Origin of the sequence: Paractinoplanes pyxinae (assembly GCF_026626335.1) — a bacterium.
GTDB lineage: Bacteria > Actinomycetota > Actinomycetes > Mycobacteriales > Micromonosporaceae > Actinoplanes > Actinoplanes pyxinae.
In genome coordinates this window covers 497305-520443 of record NZ_JAPNTZ010000003.1, presented here as the reverse complement: position 1 = coordinate 520443, position 23139 = coordinate 497305, and the positions used below count along the sequence as shown (strand labels likewise).

Below are 23139 nucleotides of genomic sequence, written 5' to 3'. Positions count from 1 at the left end.
GCGCTTCCACCGCGCCGCCGCACGAAAGAAGGGGCCGTCATGAGCGACATCGTTCGCGCCGCCCTCGTCCAGACAACGTGGACGGGCGATAAAGAGTCGATGATCAAGGCGCACGAGGACTACGCCCGCGACGCCGCCGCCCAGGGGGCGAAGGTGATCTGCTTCCAGGAACTGTTCTACGGCCCGTACTTCTGCCAGGTGCAGGAGGCGGAGTACTACGAGTACGCCGAATCGATCCCCGGCCCGACCACCGAGCGCTTCCAGGCGCTGGCGGCCGAGCTCGGCATGGTGATGGTCCTGCCCATGTACGAGAAGGAGCAGGAGGGCGTCCTCTACAACACCGCCGCCGTGGTCGACGCCGACGGCTCGTACCTCGGCAAGTACCGCAAGCACCACATCCCGCAGGTCAAGGGCTTCTGGGAGAAGTTCTACTTCCGCCCCGGCAACCTGGGCTACCCGGTCTTCGACACCGCGGTCGGCAAGGTCGGCGTCTACATCTGCTACGACCGGCACTTCCCTGAGGGCTGGCGCGAGCTCGGCCTGGGCGGCGCGCAGATCGTCTTCAACCCGTCGGCCACCAGCCGCGGGCTGAGCAGCTATCTGTGGCAGCTCGAGCAGCCGGCCAGCGCGGTGGCCAACGAGTACTTCGTCGGCGCGATCAACCGGGTCGGCACCGAGGCGCTGGGTGACAACGACTTCTACGGCCAGAGCTACTTCGCCGACCCCGAGGGCAAGTTCGTGGGCGACGTGGGCGACACGCACGACCCCGAGCTGATCGTCCGCGACCTCGACCTGGGCCTGATCAAGACGGTCCGCGAGCGCTGGCAGTTCTACCGCGACCGCCGCCCGGAGTCCTACACCCGGACGGTGGAGCTGTGAGCACGCTGATCAGGGGCGGCACGGTCGTCGGGCCGACCGGGCCCTACCCGGCCGACGTGCTCGTCGACGGCGAGAAGATCGCCGCCATCTTCGCGCCCGGGCAGGCGCCCGAGGGTCCCGAGGTCATCGACGCCACCGGCAAGTACGTGATCCCGGGCGCGATCGACGCCCACACCCACATGCAGATGCCGTTCGGCGGCACCGAGGCCAGCGACACCTTCGACACCGGCACCCGGGCCGCCGCGATCGGCGGCACCACCACGATCATCGACTTCGCCATTCAGCGCTACGGCGAGGTGGTGCAGGACGGGCTGGCCGCCTGGCACGCCAAGACGGCCGACCAGTGCCACATCGACTACGGCTTCCACATGATCGTGGGCGGGGTCGACGACGACTCGCTCAAGGCGATGGACCAGCTGGTCGCCAGCGAGGGCATCACGAGTTTCAAGCTGTTCATGGCGTACCCGGGCGTCTTCTACTCCGACGACGGCCAGATCCTGCGGGCCATGCAGAAGGCGCGCGACAACGGCGCGATGATCATGATGCACGCCGAGAACGGGCCGGCCATCGACGTGCTGGTCAAGCAGGCCCTCGAACGCGGCGAGACCGATCCGATCTACCACGGCATCACCCGGCCGCAAGAGCTCGAGGCCGAGGCCACGAGCCGGGCCATCTGGCTGGCCAGCGTGGCCGCCGACTGCCCGCTCTACATCGTGCACCTGAGCGCTTCGAAGGCCCTGGAGCAGGTGAAGGCCGCCCGCGACCTGGGCCGCAACGTCTTCGCCGAGACCTGCCCGCAGTACCTCTACCTCACGCTGGAGGACCAGCTCGGCGCGCCCGGCTTCGAGGGCGCCAAGTGGGTCTGCTCGACGCCGCTGCGCAGCAAGCACGAGAGCCACCGGGCCGACCTGTGGCAGGGCCTGCGCACCAACGACCTCTCCGTGGTGTCGACCGACCACTGTCCCTTCTGCATGAAGGACCAGAAAGAGATGGGGATCGGCGACTTCTCGAAGATCCCCAACGGCATCGGCAGCGTCGAGCACCGCGTCGACCTGCTGTACCAGGGCGTGGTCGACGGCAAGCTGTCGCTGGCGCGCTGGGTCGAGACGATCGCGACCACCCCGGCCCGGATGTTCGGCATGTACCCGCGCAAGGGCATCATCGCGCCCGGCTCGGACGCCGACATCGTGCTCTACGACCCGGACGGCCGCACCCGGATCAGCGTCGAGACCCACCACATGAACATGGACTACTCGGCCTGGGAGGGCTGGGAGATCGCCGGCCGGGTCGACACCGTGCTGTCCCGCGGCGAGGTCATCGCGTCCGGCGGCGAGTACACCGGCCGGGCCGGCCGCGGCAAGTACGTGTCGCGCGGCCTCTCCGACTACCTGGTCTGACCGAAGGAGCCGCGCATGGACATAGGTGTGGTGCTGCAGAACAACCCGCCGGCGATGGCGGTGGTCGAGCTGGCCAAGATGGCCGAGCAGAAGGGGTTCAGCCACGTCTGGACCTTCGACTCGCACGTGCTCTGGCAGGAGCCGTTCGTCATCTACTCCAAGATCCTCGACGAGACCGAGCGGGTGATCGTCGGCCCGATGGTCACCAACCCGGGCACCCGCGACTGGACGGTGCTCGCCTCGCTGTTCGCGACCCTCAACGAGATGTACGGCAACCGCACCATCTGCGGGATCGGCCGGGGCGACTCGGCGCTGCGGGTGCTGGGGGCCCAGCCGCAGTCGCTGGCTCAGCTGCGTGAGTCGATCGGGGTGATCCGGGGGCTGGCCAACGGCGAGAAGGTCGAACTGCGGGGCACGGAGCAACAGTTCGCGTGGGCTCCCGACAGCCGCCTGGAAGTGTGGGTGGCCGCGTACGGACCGAAAGCCCTGGCCCTGACCGGCGAGGTCGGCGACGGCTACATCCTGCAGCTGGCCGACCCGGACATCGCGGCCTGGATGATCGGCGCCGTGCGGCGGGCGGCCGAGCAGGCGGGCCGCGACCCGATGGCCATCAAGTTCTGTGTGGCCGCCCCCGCGTACGTCGGCGACGACCTGGCCCACCAGCGGGACCAGACGCGCTGGTTCGGCGGCATGGTGGGCAACCACGTGGCCGACATCGTGGCCCGCTACGGCAGCGACGGCACCGTGCCGCAGGTGCTGACCGACTACATCAAGGGCCGGCAGGGCTACGACTACGCCGAGCACGGCCGGGCCGGCAACACGCACACCACGTTCGTGCCGGACGAGGTGGTCGACCGGTTCTGCATCCTCGGGCCGGTCGAGAACCACCTCAAGCGCCTGGAGGAGCTGCGGGCGCTCGGGGTCGACCAGTTCGCGGTCTATCTGCAGCACGACGCCAAAGAGGAAACCCTGCGGGCGTACGGCGATCACATCATCCCGGCGCTCTCGTGAGGAGACTTCTGTACGTCGTCCTGGGGCTCGCGGTCGCCGTGGTGCTCTGGGAGGGCTACAAGGCCGTCGGCAACCCGGACGGCACGGTGCTCTTCGGCGTGCGGATCCTGCCGCGCGCCGACGACCTGTCGATGCCGCACCTGTGGAACGTGCTGGAAAGGCTGGGCCGCCCGGAGCTCACGGGCGGCCGGCCGGTCTGGATCGTGGTGCTGCAGGCCTGCCTGTTCACGCTGGGCATCACGGCCGCCGGGTTCGTCATCGGCGCGCTGGTCGGGCTACTGCTCGCGGTGGCGATGGAGAGGTTCCGCATCGTCGAGCGGGGTCTGCTGCCGTACGTCATCCTGAGTCAGACCGTGCCCCTGGTCGCCCTGGCGCCGCTGGTGGCCGGGTGGGGCGGCACCATCATGCCGTCCTGGGCGACCGTCTCGGTGATCGCCGCCTACCTCGCGTTCTTCCCGGTCGCGGTGGGCATGCTGCGCGGCCTGCAGTCGCCGTCGGCGGCCGGGGTCGAGCTCATGCGCAGCTACGCCGCCGGGTGGTGGCGCACCTTGGTCAAGCTCCGCTTCCCGGCCTCGCTGCCCTACCTGTTCCCGGCGCTGCGCCTGGCCGGGGCGGCAGCCGTCGTCGGGGCGGTCGTCGGCGAGATCTCGACCGGCACCCGGGGCGGCATCGGCCGCCTCATCATCGAGTACTCCCGCGAGGCCACCTCGGACCCCGCGAAGGTCTACACCGCGATGCTCGGGGCGGCCCTGCTCGGCCTGGTCGTCGCCGGACTCGTCAGCCTGCTGGAACTGCCGCTGATGCGGCACCGCCGCCACGTGGAGGTGGTCACGCTATGAGCGCGGTCGTCGTTTCGTCAGTGACGAAGACCTTCAACCCCGGTCGCCCGGACGAGGTCGTCGCCCTGTCCGATGTCGACCTCACCGTCGGCGACGGCGAGTTCGTCTCGCTCATCGGGCCGTCCGGCTGCGGCAAGAGCACCCTGCTGCGGCTCATCGCCGACCTGATCGCACCCACCACGGGCACGGTCACGGTGGCCGGGAAGCCCGCCGGGGTGGCCCGCAAGGAACAGGCCTACGGCATCGCCTTTCAGCAGTCCGGGCTGTTCGAGTGGCGGACCGTGCTCAGGAACGTCGAGCTGCCGCTCGAACTGCGCGGCCTGGCCAAGGCCGAGCGCAAGGCCAAGGCGGAAGAGATGCTGGCCCTGGTCGGCCTGGAGGAGTTCGCCGGCCACTACCCGGCCCAGCTGTCCGGCGGCATGCAGCAGCGGGTGGCGATCGCCCGGGCGCTGGCCGTGCAACCGCCGCTGCTGCTGATGGACGAGCCGTTCGGCGCGCTCGACGAGATGACCCGCGAACGGCTGCAGTCCGAACTGCTGGCCATCTGCGCCAAGACCGGCACGAGCACGGTCTTCGTCACCCACTCGATCTCGGAGGCGGTGTTCCTCTCGGACCGGGTGGTCGTGATGTCGGCGCGGCCGGGCCGGATAACCGCGTCGATCCCGGTCGGCCTGCCCACCCGCGACGAGGCGGCCCGGCAGTCCGAGCACTACTTCGAAAGCGTCACGGCGGTGCGGCAGGCGCTGCGCGGCACTCCCCTGAAGAGCGCCTCATGAGGTACGCCCGCAGTGTGCTGCCGCCGGTGGTCGTCGGCGTCGTCGCGATCATCCTGTGGCAGGTGACCGTGACGGCCGGGCGGATCGCGCCGTTCATCCTGCCCGCGCCGTCGGCCATCTGGGACGAGTTCGTCGTCCAGCGGGCCAACATCTGGGAAGCCGCGCTGGCCAGCGGGGCCAACGCGCTGATCGGCCTGATCGCCGGCGCTGTGCTGGGGGTGCTGGCGGCGATGGCGTCCAGCCGGTTCCGGCCGCTGGCCGAGGTGTCGCTGCCGTTCGCGGCGGTGCTCAACGCGCTGCCGATCATCGCGCTGGCCCCGATCCTCAACAACATGTTCGAGTCGACCAGCAGCATCCCGCGCCGGCTGGTGGCCGCGATCATCGTGTTCTTCCCGGTCTTCATCAACACGCTGCGCGGGCTGCGCGAGGTGAACCCGATCCACCAGGAGCTCATGCGCACGTACGCGGCCAGTGGCTGGACCTTCGCCCGGAAGGTGCGGCTGCCGGGCGCCCTCCCCCACGTCTTCACCGGCCTGCGGCAGGCGTCGTCGCTGGCCGTGATCGCGGCGGTGGTGGCGGAGTATTTCGGCGGGCTGCAGAACGGGCTGGGCTCGCGGATCACCTCGGCCGCCGCCTTCACCGCGTACCCACGGGCGTGGGCCTTCGTGGTGGGCGCCTGCCTGCTCGGCCTCGTCTTCTATCTCACCACGCTGCTGCTGGAGCGCCTGGCCATGCCCTGGCGCACCCGCCTCATCGCCTGATCAAGCCAGACCCCGCAAGCCAGACCCCGCAAGCCAGGCCCCGCAAACCAGGCCCCGCAAACCAGGCCCCGCCCTCCCAGGGGGCCCCCATCCAACACAGCCATCCTTCCAAATTTCGCCCGATCCGGCCGGGGCCCTGTGGACAACCGCCCCGGTGCCCTGTGGACAACGACCCCCGAAACTACGGAGGCATCCATGCGACGAATCCGAATGATGACCGCGATAGCCGCCGCGTCCGCGATGATCGTGGCCGGCTGCGGCACCGCCGACCAGGACTCGACCACCCCGGCGCCCGGCGGCAGCGGCGGCGCCCTCGCCCCGGTCAAGCTGCAGCTGCAGTGGTTCTTCCAGGCCCAGTTCGCCGGCTACATCGCCGCCGTCGACCAGGGCTTCTACAAGCAGCAGGGCCTCGACGTGCAACTGCTCGAGGGCGGCGTCGACATCGTGCCGCAGACCGTGCTGGCCCAGGGCAAGGCCGACTACGCCGTGGCCTGGGTGCCCAAGGCGCTGGCCTCGCGCGAGCAGGGCGCCGGCATCACCGATGTCGGCCAGATCTTCGGGCGCTCGGGCACGTACCAGGTGGCCTGGAAGGACAGCGGCATCACCAAGGCGGCCGACCTCAAGGGCAAGAAGGTCGGCAACTGGGGCTTCGGCAACGAGTACGAGTTGTTCGCCGGCATGACGAAGGCCGGGCTCGACCCGGGCAAGGACGTGACCCTCGTCCAGCAGCAGTTCGACATGCAGGCGCTGCTGAAGAAAGAGATCGACGCCGCCCAGGCCATGAGCTACAACGAGTACGCCCAGCTGCTCGAGGCCAAGAACCCGGCCACCGGCAAGCTCTACACGGCCGACGACTTCTCGATCATCGATTGGAAGGCCGAGGGCTCCTCGATGCTGCAGGACGCGGTCTGGGCCAACACCGAGAAACTGAACGACCCGGCCTACCAGCAGCAGACCGTCAAGTTCCTGACCGGCACCATCCAGGGCTGGGCGTTCTGCCGCGACAACGCCGAGAAGTGCCGCGACCTGGTGGTGGCCAAGGGCTCCAAGCTCGGCAAGAGCCACCAGCTGTGGCAGACCAACGAGACCAACAAGCTGATCTGGCCCGCGCCGGCCGGGATCGGCGTGATCGACGAGGCGGCCTGGAAGCAGACCGTGGACATCTCGATGACCACCAAGAACCAGACCGGCGACACGGTGCTGACCAAGGCGCCGGAGGGCCTGGCCTTCACCAACGACTACATCAACCAGGCGATCACCGCGGCCAAGGCGGCGGGTGTCGACGTCAACGGCACGTCGTTCCAGCCCACCACCGTCACCTTGACCGAGGGCGGCGCCTAGGAACCGTCCCCCTAGATGGGGACCATCCGCGCCGCCAGCGCCACCGCGGTGAGGTCGCCGCCGCGCAGCTTGCCCGCTGCGGCGACCGCACCCAGGCTTTCGAGCCGCTGCGCCGTCGCCTCGACCAGTTCGTCCTCGCCGCCCAGCAGCCGGCGGGCGATCCGCGCCTGCCACGGGCTGAGGTCGGCGTAGGCGCACTGGTCGAGCGCGGTGATCGTGGCGGCGTCCAGCGTGCCCTGCAGAGCCCGCTCGGTGACGACGCCGAGCAGCCAGTCGGGCCACCACCCGTACTTGCCGACGGCCAGACCCGACCGCACGGCCGCGGCCGGGGTCTGGCCCGCGCCGATCAGCCGCATCGCGAGGCCCATGTCGAAGCGTTCGAGCCGCATACCCTCGACAAAGACCCGCAGCAGCGGCATCGTGCCGACGAACCGTTCCGCGGCGGACGCTCCCTCGGGGTACCGGCCTCGCAGGACGTCGAGCAACGCGTACGCCTCGTTCAGGCCCTCCTCGTCGGCGGCGCGCTCGCGCAGCCGGTCGACTGTCGCCTCCAGACGGTCGACCGCCCGCCCGGCCCGCTCGCTGAGCTCGCTGCTGGCCGGCCGTTGCAAATGCCGCACCATCACGTCGGCCGCCAGCTCGGCCTCGCGCCGCAGAAGCCGCGAGGTGATCTTGGGCATGATCTCGTCGCTGAGGCCCTCGGTCACCGACGCGCCGTCGAAGCGTTCGGTCGCTTCGAGGAACTGGGACCACCAGGAGGCCGGGTGGCTCGCGGTCATGATCGTCCTCCGTCCGGAATCCGCGGGGTGAGCATCCCGGCCTTGACCAGGGTGCGGCTGAGCTGCCGGGTGATCTCGGCCAGGCGGGTGCAGGCGTCGGCCCCGATCGCGTCGTAGGCCGGTTGGGCCAGCCGGTCGGTGGTCGCCTCGATGCCGGCCCGCAGCTCGCGACCCGTCTCGGTGAGCCCGCCCTCGGCGTCGAGCAGGCCGCGGGCCCGCAGACCGTCGGCCGCGGCGGCCCACGCCTCGCGCCGCCAGCCCCGGGTGATCCGCAGGAACCGCTCGTCGGCCTCGCCCGAGGCGACGTGCAGCAGCAGCGCCTCGATCCCGCTGAGGCCGGCCGTGACCAGGGCGGCCACGTGCCCGTCGCCGCGGAACTCGCGCAGCAGCGTCTGCGCGTGCCACAGCACCAGGTGCGGCTCGTCCGGCCAGGGCAGCTCGGCCTGGGCGGCGAACAGCGGGCGGCCCTGCGGCCAGGCGGTGGCCGCCTCGGCCGCCGCGCGGGCCAGGCCGGCCGCCTCGGCCACCTCGGGCGAGGCCAGCGTCTCGGCGCCCAGCCCACGGGTCAGCGCGGCATCGACCGCGCACAGCCGGGCCTCGGTCATCGCGGCCGGGGTCGTGTTCTCCCAGACCGCCGGCAGCGCCCGGGCGACCAGGGCCGGGTTGAAGTTGTAGAAGGTGGCCGTCACGATGCCCGGGCCGCACTCGCCGAACGCGGCGCCGCGGGACGCGAAGTAGCCGTCCTGCGGGGCGACGCCCAGCTCGGCGTAGCGCTCGTCGGCCTCCGGCGCGAAATAGATCATCGCGTGGATGGGCTCGGTCACCCGCCACGCCCGCCTCTGCGGCGACTCGTTCACTGCTGCACCCCTTCTGTCCCGTCCCACGGCAGTTCCTCGGCCACAGCTTCCTCGATCGGCGCCGCCGAATGCCGCGGCGGCGGCCGGTCGGTGACGGTGTGCCACGTGCCGGCCGTACGGGCCGCCGCGCGCGTCACCATGTGCACCGGCAGCGGTGGCGGCGTGAACGGCCCGGCGCCCCAGCGCACCCAGATCGCCACCCGCCCGGCCGCGGCCTCGGCGAGCAGCTTGTCCACCGTGCGCGGCCGGTCGAGCCGGTCGACCTCGACGGCGATCGGCGGGCCGTCGGGCCGGGCGCAGGCCACGTCGAGCACCGAGTGGCCCCGCAGCGGTGGCGGCAGCGGAAAGACACTGGGCGCCCGGCGGTAGACCCGCCAGCCCAGACTCACGGCCCACTCGGCGATCGTGTCGATGACGCGGGCCGTCGCCTGGTCGTTGGTCAGCTCGGCGAAGTGCAACGCCTCCAGCCGGTCGGCCAGGGACCGGGCCGTCCGAGTGCCGTCGTCCGCTGTGTCCATCGCCAAACCCTAAGCCCCGGCCCCGACGCGCTCGGCCCGCCGCGACAGCATCTCGCCCATCAGCTCGGCCGGCATCGGCCGGGCCATGTGGTAACCCTGGCCCAGCGTGTATCCGAGGCTGCGCAGCCGGTCGGCCTGCTCCTGCGACTCGATGCCCTCGGCCACGGTGTCCAGGCCGAGCGCGCCGGCCAGCTGGGCCACCGCGTGGGCGACTGCCTGCCGGGCCTCGGCCGCGGGCGTGCCCGGCTCGTCGAGCTCGATGCCGTCCACGAACGACTTGTCGAGCTTGATGATCGAGGCCGGGAACGAACGCAGCAGGCTCAGCGACGACTCGCCCGTGCCGAAGTCGTCCAGCGCCAGCCGTACGCCCATCGCGTGCAGCTCGTGCAGGGTGCGCGAGACCTGCTCGCCACGCAGCACGGCCGACTCGGTCAGCTCCAGCACCAGGCGGTCGGCGGGCAGGCCGGTCTCGGCCAGCGCCTCGCGCACGTCCTCGACGAAGTCCGGGTCGTGCAGCTGGCGCACCGACACGTTGGGCGCGACCTTCTGCAGCGCGTCCGGGCCGTACTCCTCGAGCCAGGCCGCGGCCTGCCGGCACGCCTCGCGCAGCACGAACCGGCCCAGCGGCACGATCAGCCCGGTGGCCTCGGCGGCCGGGATGAACTCGGCCGGCGCCAGCAGACCCCGGGTCGGGTGGTCCCAGCGCACCAGCGCCTCGACGCCGATCACCTGTCCCTCCCCGAGCGCGACGATCGGCTGGTAGTGCAGGCGGAACTCGCCCGCCTCGAGCGCCCGGCGCAGGTCGCCGCCGATGCGCGCGTGGGCCAGGACGGGCTCCTCCATGCCGTCGTGGAAGCGGACCCGGTTGCCCTTGCCGCGCTGCTTGGCCGCGTACATGGCCAGGTCGGCCTGCCGCAGCAGCTCGTCGAGCTCGATGCCCGGGGTGGCCGTGGCGATCCCGACGCTGGCGTGGGTGAGCAGGCGGTGGGCGCCGATCGGCTCGCACAGCGCGTCGAACAGCCGGTCGGCCACGGTCTCGCCGATGGGGTTGGGCCGGGTCAGCAGGATCGCGAACTCGTCGCCGCCGAGCCGGGCGGCCAGGCCGTGCGGCCCGGCCACCGTCCGCAGCGTCGCCGCCATGGCCACCAGCAGCTCGTCGCCGACGTCGTGGCCGAGCGAGTCGTTGACCGCCTTGAAGTCGTCCAGGTCGACCAGCAGCACGGTCGCCTCGCCGGCCGCGACGGCCTCGACGACCCGCTCGCGGAACAGGCTGCGGTTGGCCAGGCCGGTGAGACCGTCGTGGCTGCCGTCGTGCCGCAGCCGCTCCTCGGTGGCCCGCTTCTCGTCCATCAGGCGGCGGTTCTCGCGGGTCGCGGCCAGCTGGCGCACCGCGATCAGCGCGGTGAGCACGACGACGGCCAGCACGACCACCCGGTCCTGCCACGACAGGCCGCCGCGCAGCACGCCGAGCAGCGAGAAGTCGATGGCGAGCACGGACAGGTAGGGCAGCCAGGTGTTGAGGCCGCGAGACCGCGAGCCGGCGTTGCTCCACTGCTGATGCACGGCCCCCGCGACGAGCAGGAAGGCGGCCGGCATGACGACCGACTGGGCCAGCAGCGCGCCCTCGTCGCCGTAGAGCGACAGCACGGCGATGCCGCCGGAGGCCAGCGCGGCCGCGGCGATCAGGCGCAGGGCCCGCCGGTCGACCGGTCCGCCGGCGATGTACGACACCTTCACCACCGCGCCGAGGCCGATGAGCCCGGCCAGGCCGGTGAGCACGAGCGACTGGGTGGTCCAGCGGTCGGCCGCGGTGGCCATGGGGACCAGCCCGAAGATCCAGATCACGCTGCCGCCGCCGACGAAGGCGATCGCCCGGTCGACGAGCTGCTTGCGGCGGGCGTTGGCGCCGGAGACGCCCAGCGGCACCCGGACGACGGCCCACATCGAGAGCAGGAGCCCGATGCCGGCGGGCACGGCGGTGCCGTAGGACATGTACGGCAGGGCGGGCGCGGTGCGGAAGGCGTCGACCGCGAACCAGGCGTACCCGGCCGTGATCCCGGCGCTGCCGGCCAGCATGAACTGCCAGAACCGGCGCCCGGCGGGCTCGAGCCGGGTGCTCCGCAGCAGCGCGGTGATCGACCCGATGGCGGCCAGGCCGGCCAACGGGTTGAACAGGTAGGCCAGGGCGTCCGGCCCGGGGCGGGTCAGGAACCACAGCCCGCCCACCAGCGTGACCACGAAGGCAGCGAGGACGTACCGCAGGGGTGCGCGCTGGTCGATGGTCACCTCGACGGAATCGGCAGCGCCGAGCGGCATCGTAGACATCCGCACTGCGACCTCCTTCACGGCTTCGAGCTTCACGGGGAAACGGGCCCGGGGAAGGGCGGTGGGCAGCAGGATGGAGCGCATGGAGCGCAGCCGGGAGGACGAGGTCCGCGACCGTATGGCCGACATCGCCGGGCCCGACCCCGGCCCGGCCGAGCAGGCGCTGCTCGGCCGGCTGATCCGCTCGTACCTGGAGAAGACGCCGGCCGCCGTCGACCGGCTGGGCGAGTTGCTGCGCGGCGGCGACCCCGCCGCGCTGCGGGAACACGCGCACGCCATGAAGGGCTCGGCGTCCAACATCGGGGCCGCCACCCTGTCCGCCGTCCTGGCCGAGGTCGAGCAGGCCGCCCGCGAGGGCGTGGTGCTCGATCCCGACCTGACGCTTGGCCGGATCGCCTGCGAGCAGGCGCTGGTCTTCCCGATCCTCGAGAAGCTGGCCGCCGGCGGTTAGAAGCGGCGGGCGCCGGGCACGGCGAGCACCGGCTCGATGATCTCGATCATGCGGGCGAAGTTGGTCAGCCGGTCCAGCAGCAGCTCGGTGACGACCATGCCCCGGCCGATCAGCACCAGGCCGTTGGTGGCCACGATGTCCTCGGCGACCCGCATGCCGACCTCCAGGTCGACCACGCGCAGCCCGCGGACCTTCTCCTTGACCTGGACGCAGCCCTTGACCTTGCGCAGCGCGGCCAGCACGTGCAGGGCGCTGTGGTCGCGGCACTCGAGCACGGTGATCGCGCTCTCCACCTCGAGCCCACGGCTCTCCAGCGTCTCGAAGTCGATCGCCGTGCGGATGACGTCGACCGCGGCCTCGACCAGCGGGCTGGGATGCGGCGGCGGGTTGAGGCCCAGCCCGCGGACGATCTCGATGACGTCGGACAGGTTGGGGATGTTCTTGAGCAGCTGGACGGCGACGCCCGGCATCGCGTCGACCATGGCCTGCTCGTCGTCGGTGCAGGGCAGGCCCTTGTCGAGCTTGGCCAGCACGGTCGGCGGCAGGGTGACCGCGCCCAGCTGGGAGGCCATGGCGGCCACCTCGATCTCCCACAGGGCGTCGAGCTGCATGTCGTGGCAGAGCTCGGAGACCAGGGTGCGGATGCGGCCGGCCCGGGCGAAGGCGAGCGGGCTGGCCAGCTGCAGAACGCCGAACAGGGCCTGCAGGCTGGCCTTGAGTGTCTTGTCGAGCAGCTGACGGTCGGCCGTCGCGCGCCCGTTGAGCTCGACCGCCTCGTGCACGGTGCCGCGCAGCTCGTCGGTGCCGACCGGCTTGGCCAGGTAGCGGTAGACGCCGCCGTCGTTGATGGCCGCGATGGCCGAGCTCAGGTCGCTCTGCGCGGTGTGCAGCACGCGGGTGGTGTCCGGGTACTCGACCTGGATGCGGCGCAGCAGCTCGACGCCGTCCATCTCGGGCATGCGCAGGTCGCTGATCACGGCGGCCACCGGGCCGGACTCGGCCAGCAGGCGCAGCGCCTCGGCCCCGCTCCCGGCCACCAGCACCTTGTGGTCGCGGCGCAGCTGCAGCGAAAGCGTCTCGAGGATGGCGGTCTCGTCGTCCACGAGCAGCACGGTCGGCCGTTCGGTCATTTCTTTGTCCCCCGCGAAACCGTCAAAGTGTCGTCCCTGTGCAGCCCTGATCGGACGACCGGCGAGGACGGCTAAGCGTTTTCGGCCCCGGCAACGATCGGCAACCGGATGAGCACCGTTGTGCCATGTGGCGGGTGACCGCTGAGGCGGATGGTGCCCCCGTGCAGTCCGACGATCGTCCGGGCCAGGCTCAGGCCCAGCCCCTTGCCGGCGATGCCCTGGTGACGCACGTTGCTGGCGCGGTAGAAGCGGTCGAACACCCGGTCCCGTTCGTCGGCCGGGGTGCCGATGCCGTGGTCGGCCACGGTCAGTTCGGCGCAGCCGGCCCGTTCGACCAGCACGACCTCGGCGTCGCCGCCGCGCGGGCTGTACTTGATCGCGTTGGCCAGCAGGTCGTCGACGACCTGCCGCAGCCGCCGGGCGTCGCCCTCGAGCAGCAGCGGCTCGTCGCGCTGATGCACCAGGCGCACCCCGCCCGCGGCGGCGGCCGGGCGGGCGGCGGCCAGCGCGTCGGCCACGATCGCGGCCAGGTCGACGCGTTCCTTGTGCAGCGCCACGTGGCCGGAGTCGAGGCCGGCCAGGTCGAGCAGGGTGTCGACCACGGCCCGCAGGCTGGTGGCGTTGCGGTGCACCGCGTCGACCATGGCCCGGCTCTCCTCGTCGAGCGCGGAGCCGTCGTCGCCGAGCATCGACGCGCTGGCCACGATCGAGGTGAGCGGCGTGCGCATCTCGTGGCTGACCAGCGCGATGAAGTCGTCCTTGGCCCGGGAGAGCTGCCGGGCCAGCGCCTCGGCCCGGCGCAGGGCGACGTAGACCCCGATCCGGGCGGCCACGCCGTCGAGCAGCAGGGCCAGTAGGTCCTCGTGCGGCTCGGGCGCAGTGCCGTAGCAGGTGAGCACGCCGAGCACGGTGTCCGCGTCGCGCACCGGCACGGCCAGCACGGTCCGGATGCCCGCCCGCAGGCAGGCCGCGGCCCGCCGGCGTTCCAGCGGGCTGCGCAGGCTGGCCGAGTCGGCGATGTCGGGCACCCAGATCGGCCGGCCGCTCGCCCACACCCGGCCGGTGATGCCGGCGCCCTTGATCGGCGCGAAGTCGAGCACTTCCTCCAGGCCGCTGCCGGGCGCGCACCAGCGGCCGCCGAGGCCGGGCTCTCCCGTGTCCTCGTCGGCCAGCCACAGCTCGGCCGCGGGCCAGCCGAGGGTGCCGCCGAGCGCGGCCAGCACCCCGGGCGCGGCCTCGGTCGCGCAGTCGGCGGCCCGCAGCGCCTCCTCGACGGCGCGGTGGCACTCCCGGAACCGCTCGGCCCGGCGCAACGCGGTGACCTCGCGAGCCACCGCCACAGCGCCGAGGCGCTGCCCCTGATGGTCGAGGATGGGCTGGGCGGTGGCGGCGATGATCCGCTCGCGCCGGCCGGTCACCCGCACGATCAGGTCGGTGTCGACCCGCTCGCCGCGCGCGGCGCGCTGGATCGGCGACTCCCGCCACGGCACGGCCCGGCCGTCGGCGTCGAACAGGGCCCCGGTGGCCCGGGTCGGATAGAGCCGGGCCGCGGCGTCGGCGGGCAGCCCGATCAGCTCGCGCACCGAGTGGTTGACCACGGCCACGTCCCCGTCGGCGTCGCACGCGATGACGCCGACCGGCAGGTTGTCGACCAGCGCGGCCAGGAAGGAGTCGCTGCCGGCGGGCCGGGCCAGCGCGGTCAGCTCGGTCAGGATGCGGGCGTGCTCGCCGGTCCAGCGGCGGGCGACCGGGTCGAACACGGCGAGGGCGCCCACCGGCCGGCCGGCGTCGTCGCACACCGGCACGGCCAGGAAGGACGGGGACTGCTCGCGCTGGACGGCTCGACCGGCCGAGACGGTCCAGCGGGCGACGTCGGCGTCGGGCGGGCTGTCGCCGCCGGCCAGCAGCACACCCTCCCGGTCGACCAAGGTGAGCTGGGCCTCGGGCGTGGCCAGCAGACGGGCGGCCAGCCGGGCCAGCGCGGCCGGGGCGAGCGGCAGGGCCGGCAGCGTGTGTTTCGCCGTGCGGACCGCGCCGAGGCGGTCCGGATCGGCCAGGACGGCCTCGTCGACGACGACCATGGGTTGCCCGATCCCCCGCGCGGCACGCCCGCCACTGACCTCCCGCACACCGCGGGCTCGCGCTATTTATACCCTAGGCCCGCTTTCATATGCTTTATGACAACAATGTGATTCACGCCGATACCGGCCACATCGCCGGGCAACCCGAGTCGGCGCCGGAGTGCCCGTGCGCCCCGAGCTCGGTCAGCTCGTTGACGACCTCGCGCAGCCGGTCGTTCGGGCACGGCTTGAGCAGCACCACACAGACCCCGGCGGCGATCGGCGCGCTGTCGCCCGGGTGCAGGTGGCCGCTGAGCATGATGATCGGCGTGTCGCGCAGCTCGGCGTGGGCCCGGATGGCCTTGGTCAGCTCGAGCCCGTCCATCCGGGGCATGCCGAGGTCGGTCAGCACCACCTCGGGCCGGTGGGCCACGGCCAGCTCAAACGCTCGCTGGCCGTCGGGCGCGTGCAGCACCGTGTAACCGGACCGTTTGAGCAGCCGGCTCAGGATCAGGGCGATGTCTTCGTCGTCCTCGGCGATCAGTACTGAGGGCATCTTCGCTCCGCTGTTCGGGGCCACTTCATCAGGATGCGCCCGGCCCGGACCTCGATGTGGTGGTTTCACGTTATGGCTTGCCGGCCACCCCGACGAGGAAGGCGCTCTCCGCGGTGTTGCTCTCGCACCGGCGGCCGGGCATCGAGCACCACTGCCCGAACGACTGCACGCCCGGCTCCCGGATCTGCCAGTCGCCGAAGAGCGCGCTCGTCTCGCTCTCGTCCCGGGCGACCATGGGCGCGGTGGTGTTGTTGTAGATGCGCCGCACGTGCTCCACCTGCGGCGAGGAGGCCTTGCGGTTGGCGTGGGTCACCGCCAGCAGGCTGCCGGAGGGGACGGCCGCCCGGTAGGTCTCGAGGGCCGCCAGCAGCCGGGCAGTGTCGGGGATGAAGTGCGCGACCGAGATCAGCAACAGGCACACCGGACGATCGAGATCAATTATTGCCCGTACGGGCGAAGAGCCCAGCACCTCGCCGGCGTCCAGCAGATCGGCGTACAGGACGTCGGCCGCCGGATCGCCGTCGGTCTGCTTCCGCCCGTGCACGAAGGCGACCGGCTCGAGATCGACCCCCACCACCCGGCTCGCCGGGTTGATCCGGCGCGCCACGTCGTACGTGCTGCCCGCGGACGGGATGCCGCAGCCCAGATCCAGGAACTGGTCGATGCCGGCCTCGCCCGCCAGCCGCACCACCTCGCCCAGGAACTGACGGTTGAGCCGCAGGATGGCCGGCAGTTCGGGCATGGCGCCCCGGGCCGCGGCGGCCGCCTGCCGGTCGGCCGCGAAGTGGTGCTTCCCGCCCAGCAGGAAGTTGTAGATACGGGCCACGCTGGGCCGCTGCGGGTCCACCTCGGGCAGCACGGCCGCCTGCTCGCCGAGCACGTTCATGGCCCGAGCGTAGGCAAAGCACCCCGCCGGACCGGCCCGAATCGATAAGGTGGTCCGGTTATGGGCGAAACGTACGGATCGACCGGTGTCGAGGCGACAGCGCTCGTCGACGCCATGGTGCGCTCGGCGCACGACGCGATCTGGACGGTCGGCCCCGACTTCACCGTACGGTCGTGGAACCCGGCCGCCGAGAAGCTGCTCGGCTGGGCCCCGGGCGAGATCGTCGGACGCGCCTTCGACCTGCTCGTGCCGCCCGACCGCCGCAACGACCAGCGCGAGATGCTGACCCTGCTCGCGGCGGGGGCCCGGCTCGAACGCTTCCGCACCCAGCGCCGGCACCGCGACGGCCACTGGGTGCTGGTCACCCTCTCGATGTCGCCGCTGACCGACGGCGACCGGCCGCTCGGCTTCACCGTCATCGCCCGCGCCGTCGGCCACCGGGAACGCCTCGAGTCGAGCCTGCAGGCCCTGCTCGAGGCGGCGCCGGACGCCTTCGTCGGAGTCGGCGACGACGGCCGCGTAGTGCTGGCCAACGTGCAGGCCGAGCAGCTGTTCGGCGAGTCCCGCCACGGACTGCTCGGCCGCCCGATCGACGACCTGATCAGCCCGCCTTTGGGCGACGGGCACGACCCGGTGGCCGACGACACGATCGCCCGCCGGATGGACGGCAGCACCGTGCCGGTCGAGGTCTCGATGAGCCCGCTGCCGACCGAGGAGGGCCGGCTGCGCTGCGCGGTGATCCGGGACATCACCGAACGCGTCCGGGCCCAGGACCGCGTGCGCCAGCTGCAGGCCGAGGCCGAGCGGGCCCGGGTCGAGGCGCAGCTGCAGCGCACCCAGCGCCTGGAGGGCCTGGGCCAGCTGGCCGGCGGCGTGGCCCACGACTTCAACAACCTCATCGCGGTGATCGCCAACTACGCCACCTTCATCGCGGAGTCGGCCGCCGACGCCGGGCTGGACGAGATCGCGGGCGACGCGGCCCAGATCACCAAGGCCGCCCAGCGCGGCGCCGACCTCACCCACCAGCTGCTCGCCTTCGCCCGCCGCGAGGTGGTGCGTCCCCGGCCGCTCAACATCAACGACGTCATCACCGACATCGAGCAGATGCTGCGGCGCTCGATCGGCGAGCACATCGACCTCTCCGTCCGCCTGGCCGAGCCCCTGCCCTCGGTCACGGCCGACCCCGGCCAGCTCGACCAGGTGCTGGTCAATCTGGCCGTCAACGCCCGCGACGCGATGCCGCGGGGTGGCCAGCTGAGCATCGAGAGCCAGGTCGTCGACGTCGACGCCGACTACGCGGCCGGCCGCCCGCACCTGCGCACCGGCCGCTACGTGCGGCTGCGGGTCAGCGACACCGGCACCGGCATGCCGCCCGAGGTGATCGAGCGGGCGTTCGAGCCGTTCTACACGACCAAGCCGGCCGGGCAGGGCACCGGTCTGGGCCTGGCCACGGTGTACGGCATCGTCACCGCGGCCGGCGGCGACCTGCACATCTACTCCGAGCAGGGCATGGGCACCACGTTCACCATCCTGCTGCCGACCACCGACGCCGCGCCGGCCCGGATCGAGGACGAGGACGAGGCCCCGCCCCGCGACTCCCGCCGCGGCACGATCCTGGCCGTCGAGGACGAGCCGGCCCTGCGCGGCGTGCTGACCCGCATCCTGCGCGCGGCCGGCCACGAGGTGCTGGTGGCGGCGGACGGGCCGGCCGCCCTCGAGCTGGCCGCCGCGCACGAGGGCACGATCGACGTCCTGCTGACCGACGTCGTGATGCCGCACATGCTGGGCCGCGAGCTGGCCGAGCGGTTCGCCGAGCGGCACCCCGGCACCAAGGTGCTCTTCATGAGCGGGTACGCCCGGCCGGTGCTCGCCTCGCAAGGCACCCTGGCCCCCGGCGTCACCCTGGTCGAGAAGCCGTTCAGCAAGAACCAGCTGCTCACGGCCCTGCAGAAGGTGATGGAAGGCTAGGGCCTAGTTCAGCCGGCTCTCGGTCGCCGTGACGAAGTTGTCGAGCATGCGGGACAGCCCGTTGAGCGACTGCCCGGGCAGCACCTCGGCCGCCGCCCGGCGGAAGGCCTCGTCGCCCAGGGCGGCCCGCAACCGGCTCAGGTCGGCCAGCTCGAGCGGCCCCTCGGGCGTGCCCAGCGCGAGCTCGGTGGCCAGCGCCCGGCAGTGCAGCGCCACGGCCGCCGGCAGCCGCCCGGTCAGCGTGCACACCAGGCCCAGCCGGTGCAGGCCCGAGGCCATGCCGGCGTGGTTGCCGTGCTCGGCGTCGAAGGCCAGCGCCTGCCGCAGGTGATGCTCGACCGCGGCCGGGTCGTCCGCGCCGTCCAGCAGGCCCAGCCTGTCCCAGCCGGCGAGCCCGGCCCGCTCGCCCAGCCGCTGCTCGACCACGGGATCACGGACCTCAAGCAATTCCCGCACCAGCGCGTCGTCGACGATCGTGGTGACGGCCTCGGCCAGTGTGCGGGCGGCGGCAGCCTCTTCGGGATCGGAGTTCAGGCCGGCCGCCCACCGGGCCGGGTCGGCGATGCCGTTGGCGGCGAGGGTGTCCTCCAGCCGCTCGGCCAGCTCGGTGAAGGCGGCGCCCCGGCCGAGCAACGTGTCGAGGTCTTGCAGGGCGCCCGGGTTGCCGCCGCAGAACGCCCAGGCCCGCGTCTGCTCGTCGGCGTCGAGCGGGCCCAGCCCGGGCATCGGCTTCATCAGCAGCCGGGCGTCGGCCGCGGCCAGCGGGCCGAGGTGCAGCTCGGCCAGTCCGCGGTGGGCCTGGCCCGGCAGCGCGAACGGGTAGCGGCTGGTCACCAGCAGCCGCCGCGGTCCGGACTCGCGGATCCAGGCGGTGAGGAAGCCGGCCACGCCGGCGTCGACCGGCTCGGACCGGCCACCGGCGCCCGCCCGCGGCACGGTGGCGAAGTCGTCGACCACGAGGATGATCGGCTCGGTGACCGGACGGGGCTCACCCAGAGCGATAACGACGTCGGCCACGGTGGCCGACCCGGGCACCCGCACCACCCGCCCGCCCGGCCGCTCGCGCTCGAGCAGGGGCAACAGCTCGGCGATCAGGCGGCTCTTGCCGATGCCGGCCATGCCGTGCACGACGAGCCCGGGACGGCAGGCGTCGCCGAGCAGCCCGCGCAGCTCGGCGTGGCGTCCCACGAACTCGCCCATCGACGACTCCCGTCGGAGCGCGGCCCGGGCGAGCCGCGCATCACCGACGGTAAAACCCGGACGCCAGTCAGTCCATAACTGAAAGTGGCGGGTTCACTTCTTGTCGGCCCGCTCCTCCGGCTTGACCTCGTCCTCCTTGCTGTGGCGCTGCGTGGGAACGGCCTCGTCGGCCTCGCCCGCGCCGTGCCGCGGGGCGGTCGCCTCGGGGTCGACGTCGCCGACCACCTGGGGCTGGTCGACCCAGAGGGCGCGCAGCTGGCCCTGCATGAAGGTGGTCAGGCGCGAGCGGTACTCCCGGTCGAACTGCTCGAGCGCCTCGATCTGCTGCTGCAGCGCCTCCCGCTTGGCCCCCAGGCTGCCCACCACGTCGTCGTAGCGCTGCCGGGCCTGCAGGTTGAGGTGGTCGGCGTTGGTCTGGGCGTCCTCGCCGATCGACTCGGCCTGGGCCCGGGCGTCGCTGACGATCTTCTCGGCGTTGCGGCGCGCCTCCTCGGTGCGGGCGTGCGAGTCGCGGGCGATCTGCTCGGCGGCGGCGCGGGCGTCGGAAAGGATCTTCTCGGCCTCGCGGCGGACGTTGTGCCCGTGCACCTGAGCGTCGCGGGCGACCTGCTCGGCGGCGGCCAGGGCGTCCGTACGGATCTTGTCGGCCTGGTGGTGGGCCCGGGCGACGTGCTCCTCGGCCGTGCGCTGGGCCAGGGTCAGCACCTGCAGGGCCTGGTTGCCGGGCTGGGCGGGCGCCGCGCCGGCCGGGGCGGCGGCGGGCTGACCGGCCTGGGCCCCGGACGCCGGCGCCTGACCCGGCTGGGGGGCGACGAGGGCGTGCTCCGAGGTCTGGCTGTCCGGTGACGTCCCATTGAGCAGCACTTTGACACGATCCTTCATGCGGTTGTCGGACACTGGATAGACCTCCGTTGCTGCGAGCCCGGGTCTTACCCACTCGCACGGGGCTGGCGTGATCCGCGGGATGCTACCAAGCTGAGCAGGCGATAGGCGAGGGCCCGGCGGGCGGTATCGCGGCCTGACCGACCGGCCCCACTAGGCTGACCGCATGGCCGACGACGAGGTGGCCCACGTCGTACGCGAAATGCTGTCCGTCATCCCGGCGGGCTGCAGCTGGCTTCTGCCCGAGACCGGCCCGGACGGCGAAGTGAACGACTTCCGGGTGGCCGCGACCAGCGGCCGGGGCCACGACATCTACCGCCGGGGCACCAGCCGCATCGACCAGCTTCTCAGCCGGCTCTACCCGAGCATCGTCGGCGGCCCGCTCTGGCTGCTCTACCTGCGGGTCATGCGTACGGGTGAACCGGCCGAGCTCCGCGAGTTCCGGTACGAGGAGAAGAAGGCCGGCGTCGTCGCACATTCACTCTTCGACGTGACCGTCCATCGGGTGCTGGGCGGACTGATGGTGTGGTGGCAGCGCCTCGACGAGGATCGCCGGCGCCTGCAACGCACCGAGGAACTGGCCCGCCTCGGCTGGTCCGAGTACGACCTGATCACCGGCGACGTCGTCTGGTCGCCCGGCATGTACGAGATCTTCGGGCGCGACCGCGGGCTGGGCCCGATGAGCCGCGGCGAGCAGGCCGCCACCATGCTCGACGAGGACCGCCGGCTGGCCGAGACGGCCTGGCAGACCCTCGACAGCGGCGCCGCCTCGGACATCACCTCCCGCTTCCGGGTCGCCGGCCAGGTGAAGCACCTGCGCATCCTGTCCGACGTGGTGCGCGACGCCGACGGCGCTCCCCTGAAGATCAACGCAGTCGTGCAGGACGTGACCGCCCGCGAGGACTCCCGCACGGCCATCGACCGCCTGCGCGACCAGCTGCGCAGCCGCGAGATGACCGCGCTGGCCGAGCATCGCCTGGCCGCCCAGCTGCAACACCTGATCCAGCCGGTGCCGCGCGAGCCGCTGCCCCTGCCCGGCCTGCGGGTGCTGGTCAACTATCTGCCGGCCGAGAACAGGGTGCAGGTCGGCGGCGACTGGTACCACGCCGAGCGGCTGGCCGACGGCCGGGTGGTGCTGGCCGTGGGCGACGTGGCCGGGCACGGGCTGGGGGCGGCCAACGGGATGGCCCACCTGCGGTTCGCCCTCATCGCGTGGCTGTCGATCGGGCTGCACGACCCGGCCCAGCTGCTCACCCACCTCAACCGGCTGAGCGCGCAGCTGGGGCTGACCGGCACGGCCGTGCTCAGCCTCTACGACCCGCGGTCGCGCGAGCTGGCCTGGGCCCGGGCCGGGCATGCGCCGCCTCTGCTGGCCCGGGCCGGCCGGGCCGGGCCGCTGGATCGCCCGGCGGGCCGGCTGCTGGGCGCCGACGACCACTGCGTGTACGAGGTGTGCCGCCCCACCCTGACCCCGGGCGACCTGCTGCTGCTCTACACCGACGGGCTGGTCGAGCGCCGCCACGGCCCCGCGCTGCTGCCCGGGGTGCTCGACCTGCTGGCGGCCGCGTCGGCCGAGCCCACCCGCACGAGCGAGCTGGTGGCCGGCCTCAACCGCCCCAGCCCCGACGACGACACCTGCACCCTGCTGGTCGAGGTCCTTTAGTTCGGGGATTCCAGATCGAGGGCGAGGCGCACCCGGGTGCCCTCGTCGGCGGTGTCGACGCCCACCTCGTCGCAGACGCGCTCGACGATGGCCAGCCCGCGGCCGCGCAGCGCGTCCGCCGCCGGCATGGTGCGGCCCAGGGTGCGTACCGGCCCGCCGTCGATGACGTCGCAGATGATGCGCCCGCCCGACGCGTGAAGCCGGACCACACCGCCGCCCGCGGTGTGCTGCAGAGTGTTGGTGGCCAGCTCGCTCACGGCCAGGGTGAGCAGCTCGGCGCGCTGGTCGGGCAGGCCGAGCCGGGCGGCGTGGCCACGGACGAACTCGCGGACCTTGGCCAGGTCGCCCGGTTCGGCGTACGTGATTTCCGCGTACGAGGTGTCGCCGCTCATCCGCCCGCCGCTTTTTCGTCGCTGACCGTGCCGAGCAGCGTGCCGACGCCAGTGATGTCGAGAACGTCGGCCACCGAGCCGCTCGGGTTGACCAGCGCGACCCGGCCGCCCCGGGCCTGGGCCTCGAGGTGGGCCACGACGAGACCGTGCACGCCGCTGGAGTCGAGGAAGTCGAGCCGGCCGAGGTCGACGATGACCAGCGGCGCGGCGTTGACGGCCGACTCGAGCACGGAGTGGAGCTCGTCGCGGACCGCCAGATCGCATTCGCCGGTCAGGGTCACCCGCACATGGCCGGTGCCCTCCTGGGTTGTCGCCTCGAAGTTGGGCATTCCCTCCCCTTGCTTGCCGGGTCACATCATGTCACCCGCGCTGCTGGTTCCCAACGATGTCCGGCGGGCGGGCGAATCCCCCGGTGATCCCTTGTGCGCCGGAACAGGCGTCCGCCTAGGATCAAACCGTCAAATACGG

22 protein-coding genes are annotated in these 23139 nt (G+C 72.4%); 10 read left to right on the top strand and 12 right to left on the bottom strand.

All coding sequences use genetic code 11. The features are described from left to right. Window positions 1-39: 39 nt before the first annotated feature. The 7 genes from OWR29_RS10360 (at window position 40) to OWR29_RS10330 (ending at window position 7004) form a co-directional block, all read left to right on the top strand. Window positions 40-879 carry a nitrilase-related carbon-nitrogen hydrolase gene (locus OWR29_RS10360; protein ID WP_267562395.1) on the top strand — a complete coding sequence of 280 codons (840 nt, stop codon included), beginning with the start codon at window positions 40-42 and terminating at the stop codon, window positions 877-879. Further along, a complete protein-coding gene (gene hydA / locus OWR29_RS10355) occupies window positions 876-2276 on the top strand; it encodes a dihydropyrimidinase (protein WP_267562394.1) in 1401 nt (466 codons plus the stop codon). The genes OWR29_RS10360 and hydA overlap by 4 nt, the downstream gene beginning before the upstream one ends. Before the next feature lie 15 nt (window positions 2277-2291). After that, window positions 2292-3287, top strand: coding sequence for a TIGR03842 family LLM class F420-dependent oxidoreductase (locus OWR29_RS10350; RefSeq protein WP_267562393.1), 996 nt, complete (start codon window positions 2292-2294; stop codon window positions 3285-3287). Further along, window positions 3284-4126, top strand: coding sequence for an ABC transporter permease (locus tag OWR29_RS10345; protein ID WP_267562392.1), 843 nt, complete (start codon window positions 3284-3286; stop codon window positions 4124-4126). The genes OWR29_RS10350 and OWR29_RS10345 overlap by 4 nt, the downstream gene beginning before the upstream one ends. Next, complete coding sequence (locus OWR29_RS10340; protein WP_267562391.1) at window positions 4123-4902, top strand: ABC transporter ATP-binding protein; 780 nt, start codon at window positions 4123-4125, stop codon at window positions 4900-4902. Before OWR29_RS10345 ends, OWR29_RS10340 begins: the two co-directional genes overlap by 4 nt. Continuing rightward, entirely contained in the window at window positions 4899-5663 is a 765-nt protein-coding gene (locus tag OWR29_RS10335; protein WP_267562390.1) for an ABC transporter permease, read from the top strand. The genes OWR29_RS10340 and OWR29_RS10335 overlap by 4 nt, the downstream gene beginning before the upstream one ends. 195 nt (window positions 5664-5858) lie before the next feature. Beyond that, on the top strand, window positions 5859-7004 hold the full coding sequence (locus OWR29_RS10330) for an ABC transporter substrate-binding protein (protein ID WP_267562389.1): 1146 nt from the start codon (window positions 5859-5861) through the stop codon (window positions 7002-7004). 11 nt (window positions 7005-7015) lie between these two features. Here OWR29_RS10330 and OWR29_RS10325 read toward each other — a convergent pair whose 3' ends face one another. From OWR29_RS10325 to OWR29_RS10310, 4 genes are read right to left on the bottom strand one after another with little or no spacing between them, the layout of a single operon-like run. Further along, window positions 7016-7783 (bottom strand): hypothetical protein, encoded by a 768-nt coding sequence (locus OWR29_RS10325; RefSeq protein ID WP_267562388.1) that lies wholly within the window; start codon window positions 7781-7783, stop codon window positions 7016-7018. Next, on the bottom strand, window positions 7780-8640 hold the full coding sequence (locus tag OWR29_RS10320; protein WP_267562387.1) for an SCO6745 family protein: 861 nt from the start codon (window positions 8638-8640) through the stop codon (window positions 7780-7782). Before OWR29_RS10320 ends, OWR29_RS10325 begins: the two co-directional genes overlap by 4 nt. Continuing rightward, window positions 8637-9158: a hypothetical protein gene (locus OWR29_RS10315; RefSeq protein WP_267562386.1), complete on the bottom strand. Its 522-nt coding sequence runs from the start codon at window positions 9156-9158 to the stop codon at window positions 8637-8639. The genes OWR29_RS10320 and OWR29_RS10315 overlap by 4 nt, the downstream gene beginning before the upstream one ends. Before the next feature lie 9 nt (window positions 9159-9167). Next, complete coding sequence (locus OWR29_RS10310; RefSeq protein ID WP_267562613.1) at window positions 9168-11483, bottom strand: putative bifunctional diguanylate cyclase/phosphodiesterase; 2316 nt, start codon at window positions 11481-11483, stop codon at window positions 9168-9170. Window positions 11484-11565: 82 nt separating this feature from the next. On the opposite strand from OWR29_RS10310, the gene OWR29_RS10305 reads away from it, so the two are divergent. After that, window positions 11566-11934 carry an Hpt domain-containing protein gene (locus OWR29_RS10305; protein ID WP_267562385.1) on the top strand — a complete coding sequence of 123 codons (369 nt, stop codon included), beginning with the start codon at window positions 11566-11568 and terminating at the stop codon, window positions 11932-11934. Here the strand turns inward: OWR29_RS10305 and OWR29_RS10300 are convergent. The 4 genes from OWR29_RS10300 to OWR29_RS10285 all read right to left on the bottom strand — a co-directional run bounded on the left by OWR29_RS10300 (window position 11931) and on the right by OWR29_RS10285 (window position 16566). Beyond that, complete coding sequence (locus OWR29_RS10300) at window positions 11931-13064, bottom strand: response regulator (protein ID WP_267562382.1); 1134 nt, start codon at window positions 13062-13064, stop codon at window positions 11931-11933. The genes OWR29_RS10305 and OWR29_RS10300 overlap by 4 nt on opposite strands. A gap of 71 nt (window positions 13065-13135) precedes the next feature. Beyond that, entirely contained in the window at window positions 13136-15145 is a 2010-nt protein-coding gene (locus tag OWR29_RS10295; RefSeq protein ID WP_267562381.1) for a sensor histidine kinase, read from the bottom strand. A 112-nt stretch (window positions 15146-15257) separates the two neighbouring features. Continuing rightward, window positions 15258-15680, bottom strand: coding sequence for a response regulator (locus OWR29_RS10290; RefSeq protein ID WP_267562380.1), 423 nt, complete (start codon window positions 15678-15680; stop codon window positions 15258-15260). Between the two features lie 70 nt (window positions 15681-15750). Beyond that, a complete protein-coding gene (locus OWR29_RS10285) occupies window positions 15751-16566 on the bottom strand; it encodes an SAM-dependent methyltransferase (RefSeq protein ID WP_267562379.1) in 816 nt (271 codons plus the stop codon). Window positions 16567-16626: 60 nt separating this feature from the next. Here OWR29_RS10285 and OWR29_RS10280 point away from each other — a divergent pair, with 60 nt between their 5' ends. Then, window positions 16627-18534 carry a PAS domain-containing hybrid sensor histidine kinase/response regulator gene (locus OWR29_RS10280; protein ID WP_267562377.1) on the top strand — a complete coding sequence of 636 codons (1908 nt, stop codon included), beginning with the start codon at window positions 16627-16629 and terminating at the stop codon, window positions 18532-18534. Window positions 18535-18537: 3 nt separating this feature from the next. Here OWR29_RS10280 and OWR29_RS10275 read toward each other — a convergent pair whose 3' ends face one another. Both OWR29_RS10275 and OWR29_RS10270 read right to left on the bottom strand, forming a co-directional pair. Continuing rightward, window positions 18538-19734, bottom strand: coding sequence for a P-loop NTPase family protein (locus OWR29_RS10275; RefSeq protein ID WP_267562375.1), 1197 nt, complete (start codon window positions 19732-19734; stop codon window positions 18538-18540). Between the two features lie 93 nt (window positions 19735-19827). Beyond that, window positions 19828-20616: a hypothetical protein gene (locus tag OWR29_RS10270; protein ID WP_267562374.1), complete on the bottom strand. Its 789-nt coding sequence runs from the start codon at window positions 20614-20616 to the stop codon at window positions 19828-19830. Between the two features lie 166 nt (window positions 20617-20782). Here OWR29_RS10270 and OWR29_RS10265 point away from each other — a divergent pair, with 166 nt between their 5' ends. Next, window positions 20783-22279, top strand: coding sequence for a PP2C family protein-serine/threonine phosphatase (locus OWR29_RS10265; RefSeq protein WP_267562373.1), 1497 nt, complete (start codon window positions 20783-20785; stop codon window positions 22277-22279). Here the strand turns inward: OWR29_RS10265 and OWR29_RS10260 are convergent. Both OWR29_RS10260 and OWR29_RS10255 read right to left on the bottom strand, forming a co-directional pair. Continuing rightward, complete coding sequence (locus OWR29_RS10260) at window positions 22276-22671, bottom strand: ATP-binding protein (protein WP_267562372.1); 396 nt, start codon at window positions 22669-22671, stop codon at window positions 22276-22278. The two genes, OWR29_RS10265 and OWR29_RS10260, sit on opposite strands and share 4 nt — an antisense overlap. Beyond that, complete coding sequence (locus tag OWR29_RS10255; protein ID WP_267562370.1) at window positions 22668-23000, bottom strand: STAS domain-containing protein; 333 nt, start codon at window positions 22998-23000, stop codon at window positions 22668-22670. Before OWR29_RS10255 ends, OWR29_RS10260 begins: the two co-directional genes overlap by 4 nt. Window positions 23001-23139: the final 139 nt, after the last annotated feature.

What these genes read in the sequence shown, in the direction of transcription:
- OWR29_RS10360 (WP_267562395.1), top strand. Translation starts at nt 40, where the DNA reads ATGAGCGACATCGTTCGCGCCGCCCTCGTCCAGACAACGTGGACGGGC.
- OWR29_RS10350 (WP_267562393.1), top strand. Translation starts at nt 2,292, where the DNA reads ATGGACATAGGTGTGGTGCTGCAGAACAACCCGCCGGCGATGGCGGTG.
- OWR29_RS10340 (WP_267562391.1), top strand. Translation starts at nt 4,123, where the DNA reads ATGAGCGCGGTCGTCGTTTCGTCAGTGACGAAGACCTTCAACCCCGGT.
- OWR29_RS10335 (WP_267562390.1), top strand. Translation starts at nt 4,899, where the DNA reads ATGAGGTACGCCCGCAGTGTGCTGCCGCCGGTGGTCGTCGGCGTCGTC.
- OWR29_RS10330 (WP_267562389.1), top strand. Translation starts at nt 5,859, where the DNA reads ATGCGACGAATCCGAATGATGACCGCGATAGCCGCCGCGTCCGCGATG.
- OWR29_RS10325 (WP_267562388.1), bottom strand. Translation starts at nt 7,783, where the DNA reads ATGACCGCGAGCCACCCGGCCTCCTGGTGGTCCCAGTTCCTCGAAGCG.
- OWR29_RS10315 (WP_267562386.1), bottom strand. Translation starts at nt 9,158, where the DNA reads ATGGACACAGCGGACGACGGCACTCGGACGGCCCGGTCCCTGGCCGAC.
- OWR29_RS10310 (WP_267562613.1), bottom strand. Translation starts at nt 11,483, where the DNA reads ATGTCTACGATGCCGCTCGGCGCTGCCGATTCCGTCGAGGTGACCATC.
- OWR29_RS10305 (WP_267562385.1), top strand. Translation starts at nt 11,566, where the DNA reads ATGGAGCGCAGCCGGGAGGACGAGGTCCGCGACCGTATGGCCGACATC.
- OWR29_RS10300 (WP_267562382.1), bottom strand. Translation starts at nt 13,064, where the DNA reads ATGACCGAACGGCCGACCGTGCTGCTCGTGGACGACGAGACCGCCATC.
- OWR29_RS10295 (WP_267562381.1), bottom strand. Translation starts at nt 15,145, where the DNA reads ATGGTCGTCGTCGACGAGGCCGTCCTGGCCGATCCGGACCGCCTCGGC.
- OWR29_RS10290 (WP_267562380.1), bottom strand. Translation starts at nt 15,680, where the DNA reads ATGCCCTCAGTACTGATCGCCGAGGACGACGAAGACATCGCCCTGATC.
- OWR29_RS10285 (WP_267562379.1), bottom strand. Translation starts at nt 16,566, where the DNA reads ATGAACGTGCTCGGCGAGCAGGCGGCCGTGCTGCCCGAGGTGGACCCG.
- OWR29_RS10280 (WP_267562377.1), top strand. Translation starts at nt 16,627, where the DNA reads ATGGGCGAAACGTACGGATCGACCGGTGTCGAGGCGACAGCGCTCGTC.
- OWR29_RS10275 (WP_267562375.1), bottom strand. Translation starts at nt 19,734, where the DNA reads ATGGGCGAGTTCGTGGGACGCCACGCCGAGCTGCGCGGGCTGCTCGGC.
- OWR29_RS10270 (WP_267562374.1), bottom strand. Translation starts at nt 20,616, where the DNA reads ATGAAGGATCGTGTCAAAGTGCTGCTCAATGGGACGTCACCGGACAGC.
- OWR29_RS10265 (WP_267562373.1), top strand. Translation starts at nt 20,783, where the DNA reads ATGGCCGACGACGAGGTGGCCCACGTCGTACGCGAAATGCTGTCCGTC.
- OWR29_RS10260 (WP_267562372.1), bottom strand. Translation starts at nt 22,671, where the DNA reads ATGAGCGGCGACACCTCGTACGCGGAAATCACGTACGCCGAACCGGGC.
- OWR29_RS10255 (WP_267562370.1), bottom strand. Translation starts at nt 23,000, where the DNA reads ATGCCCAACTTCGAGGCGACAACCCAGGAGGGCACCGGCCATGTGCGG.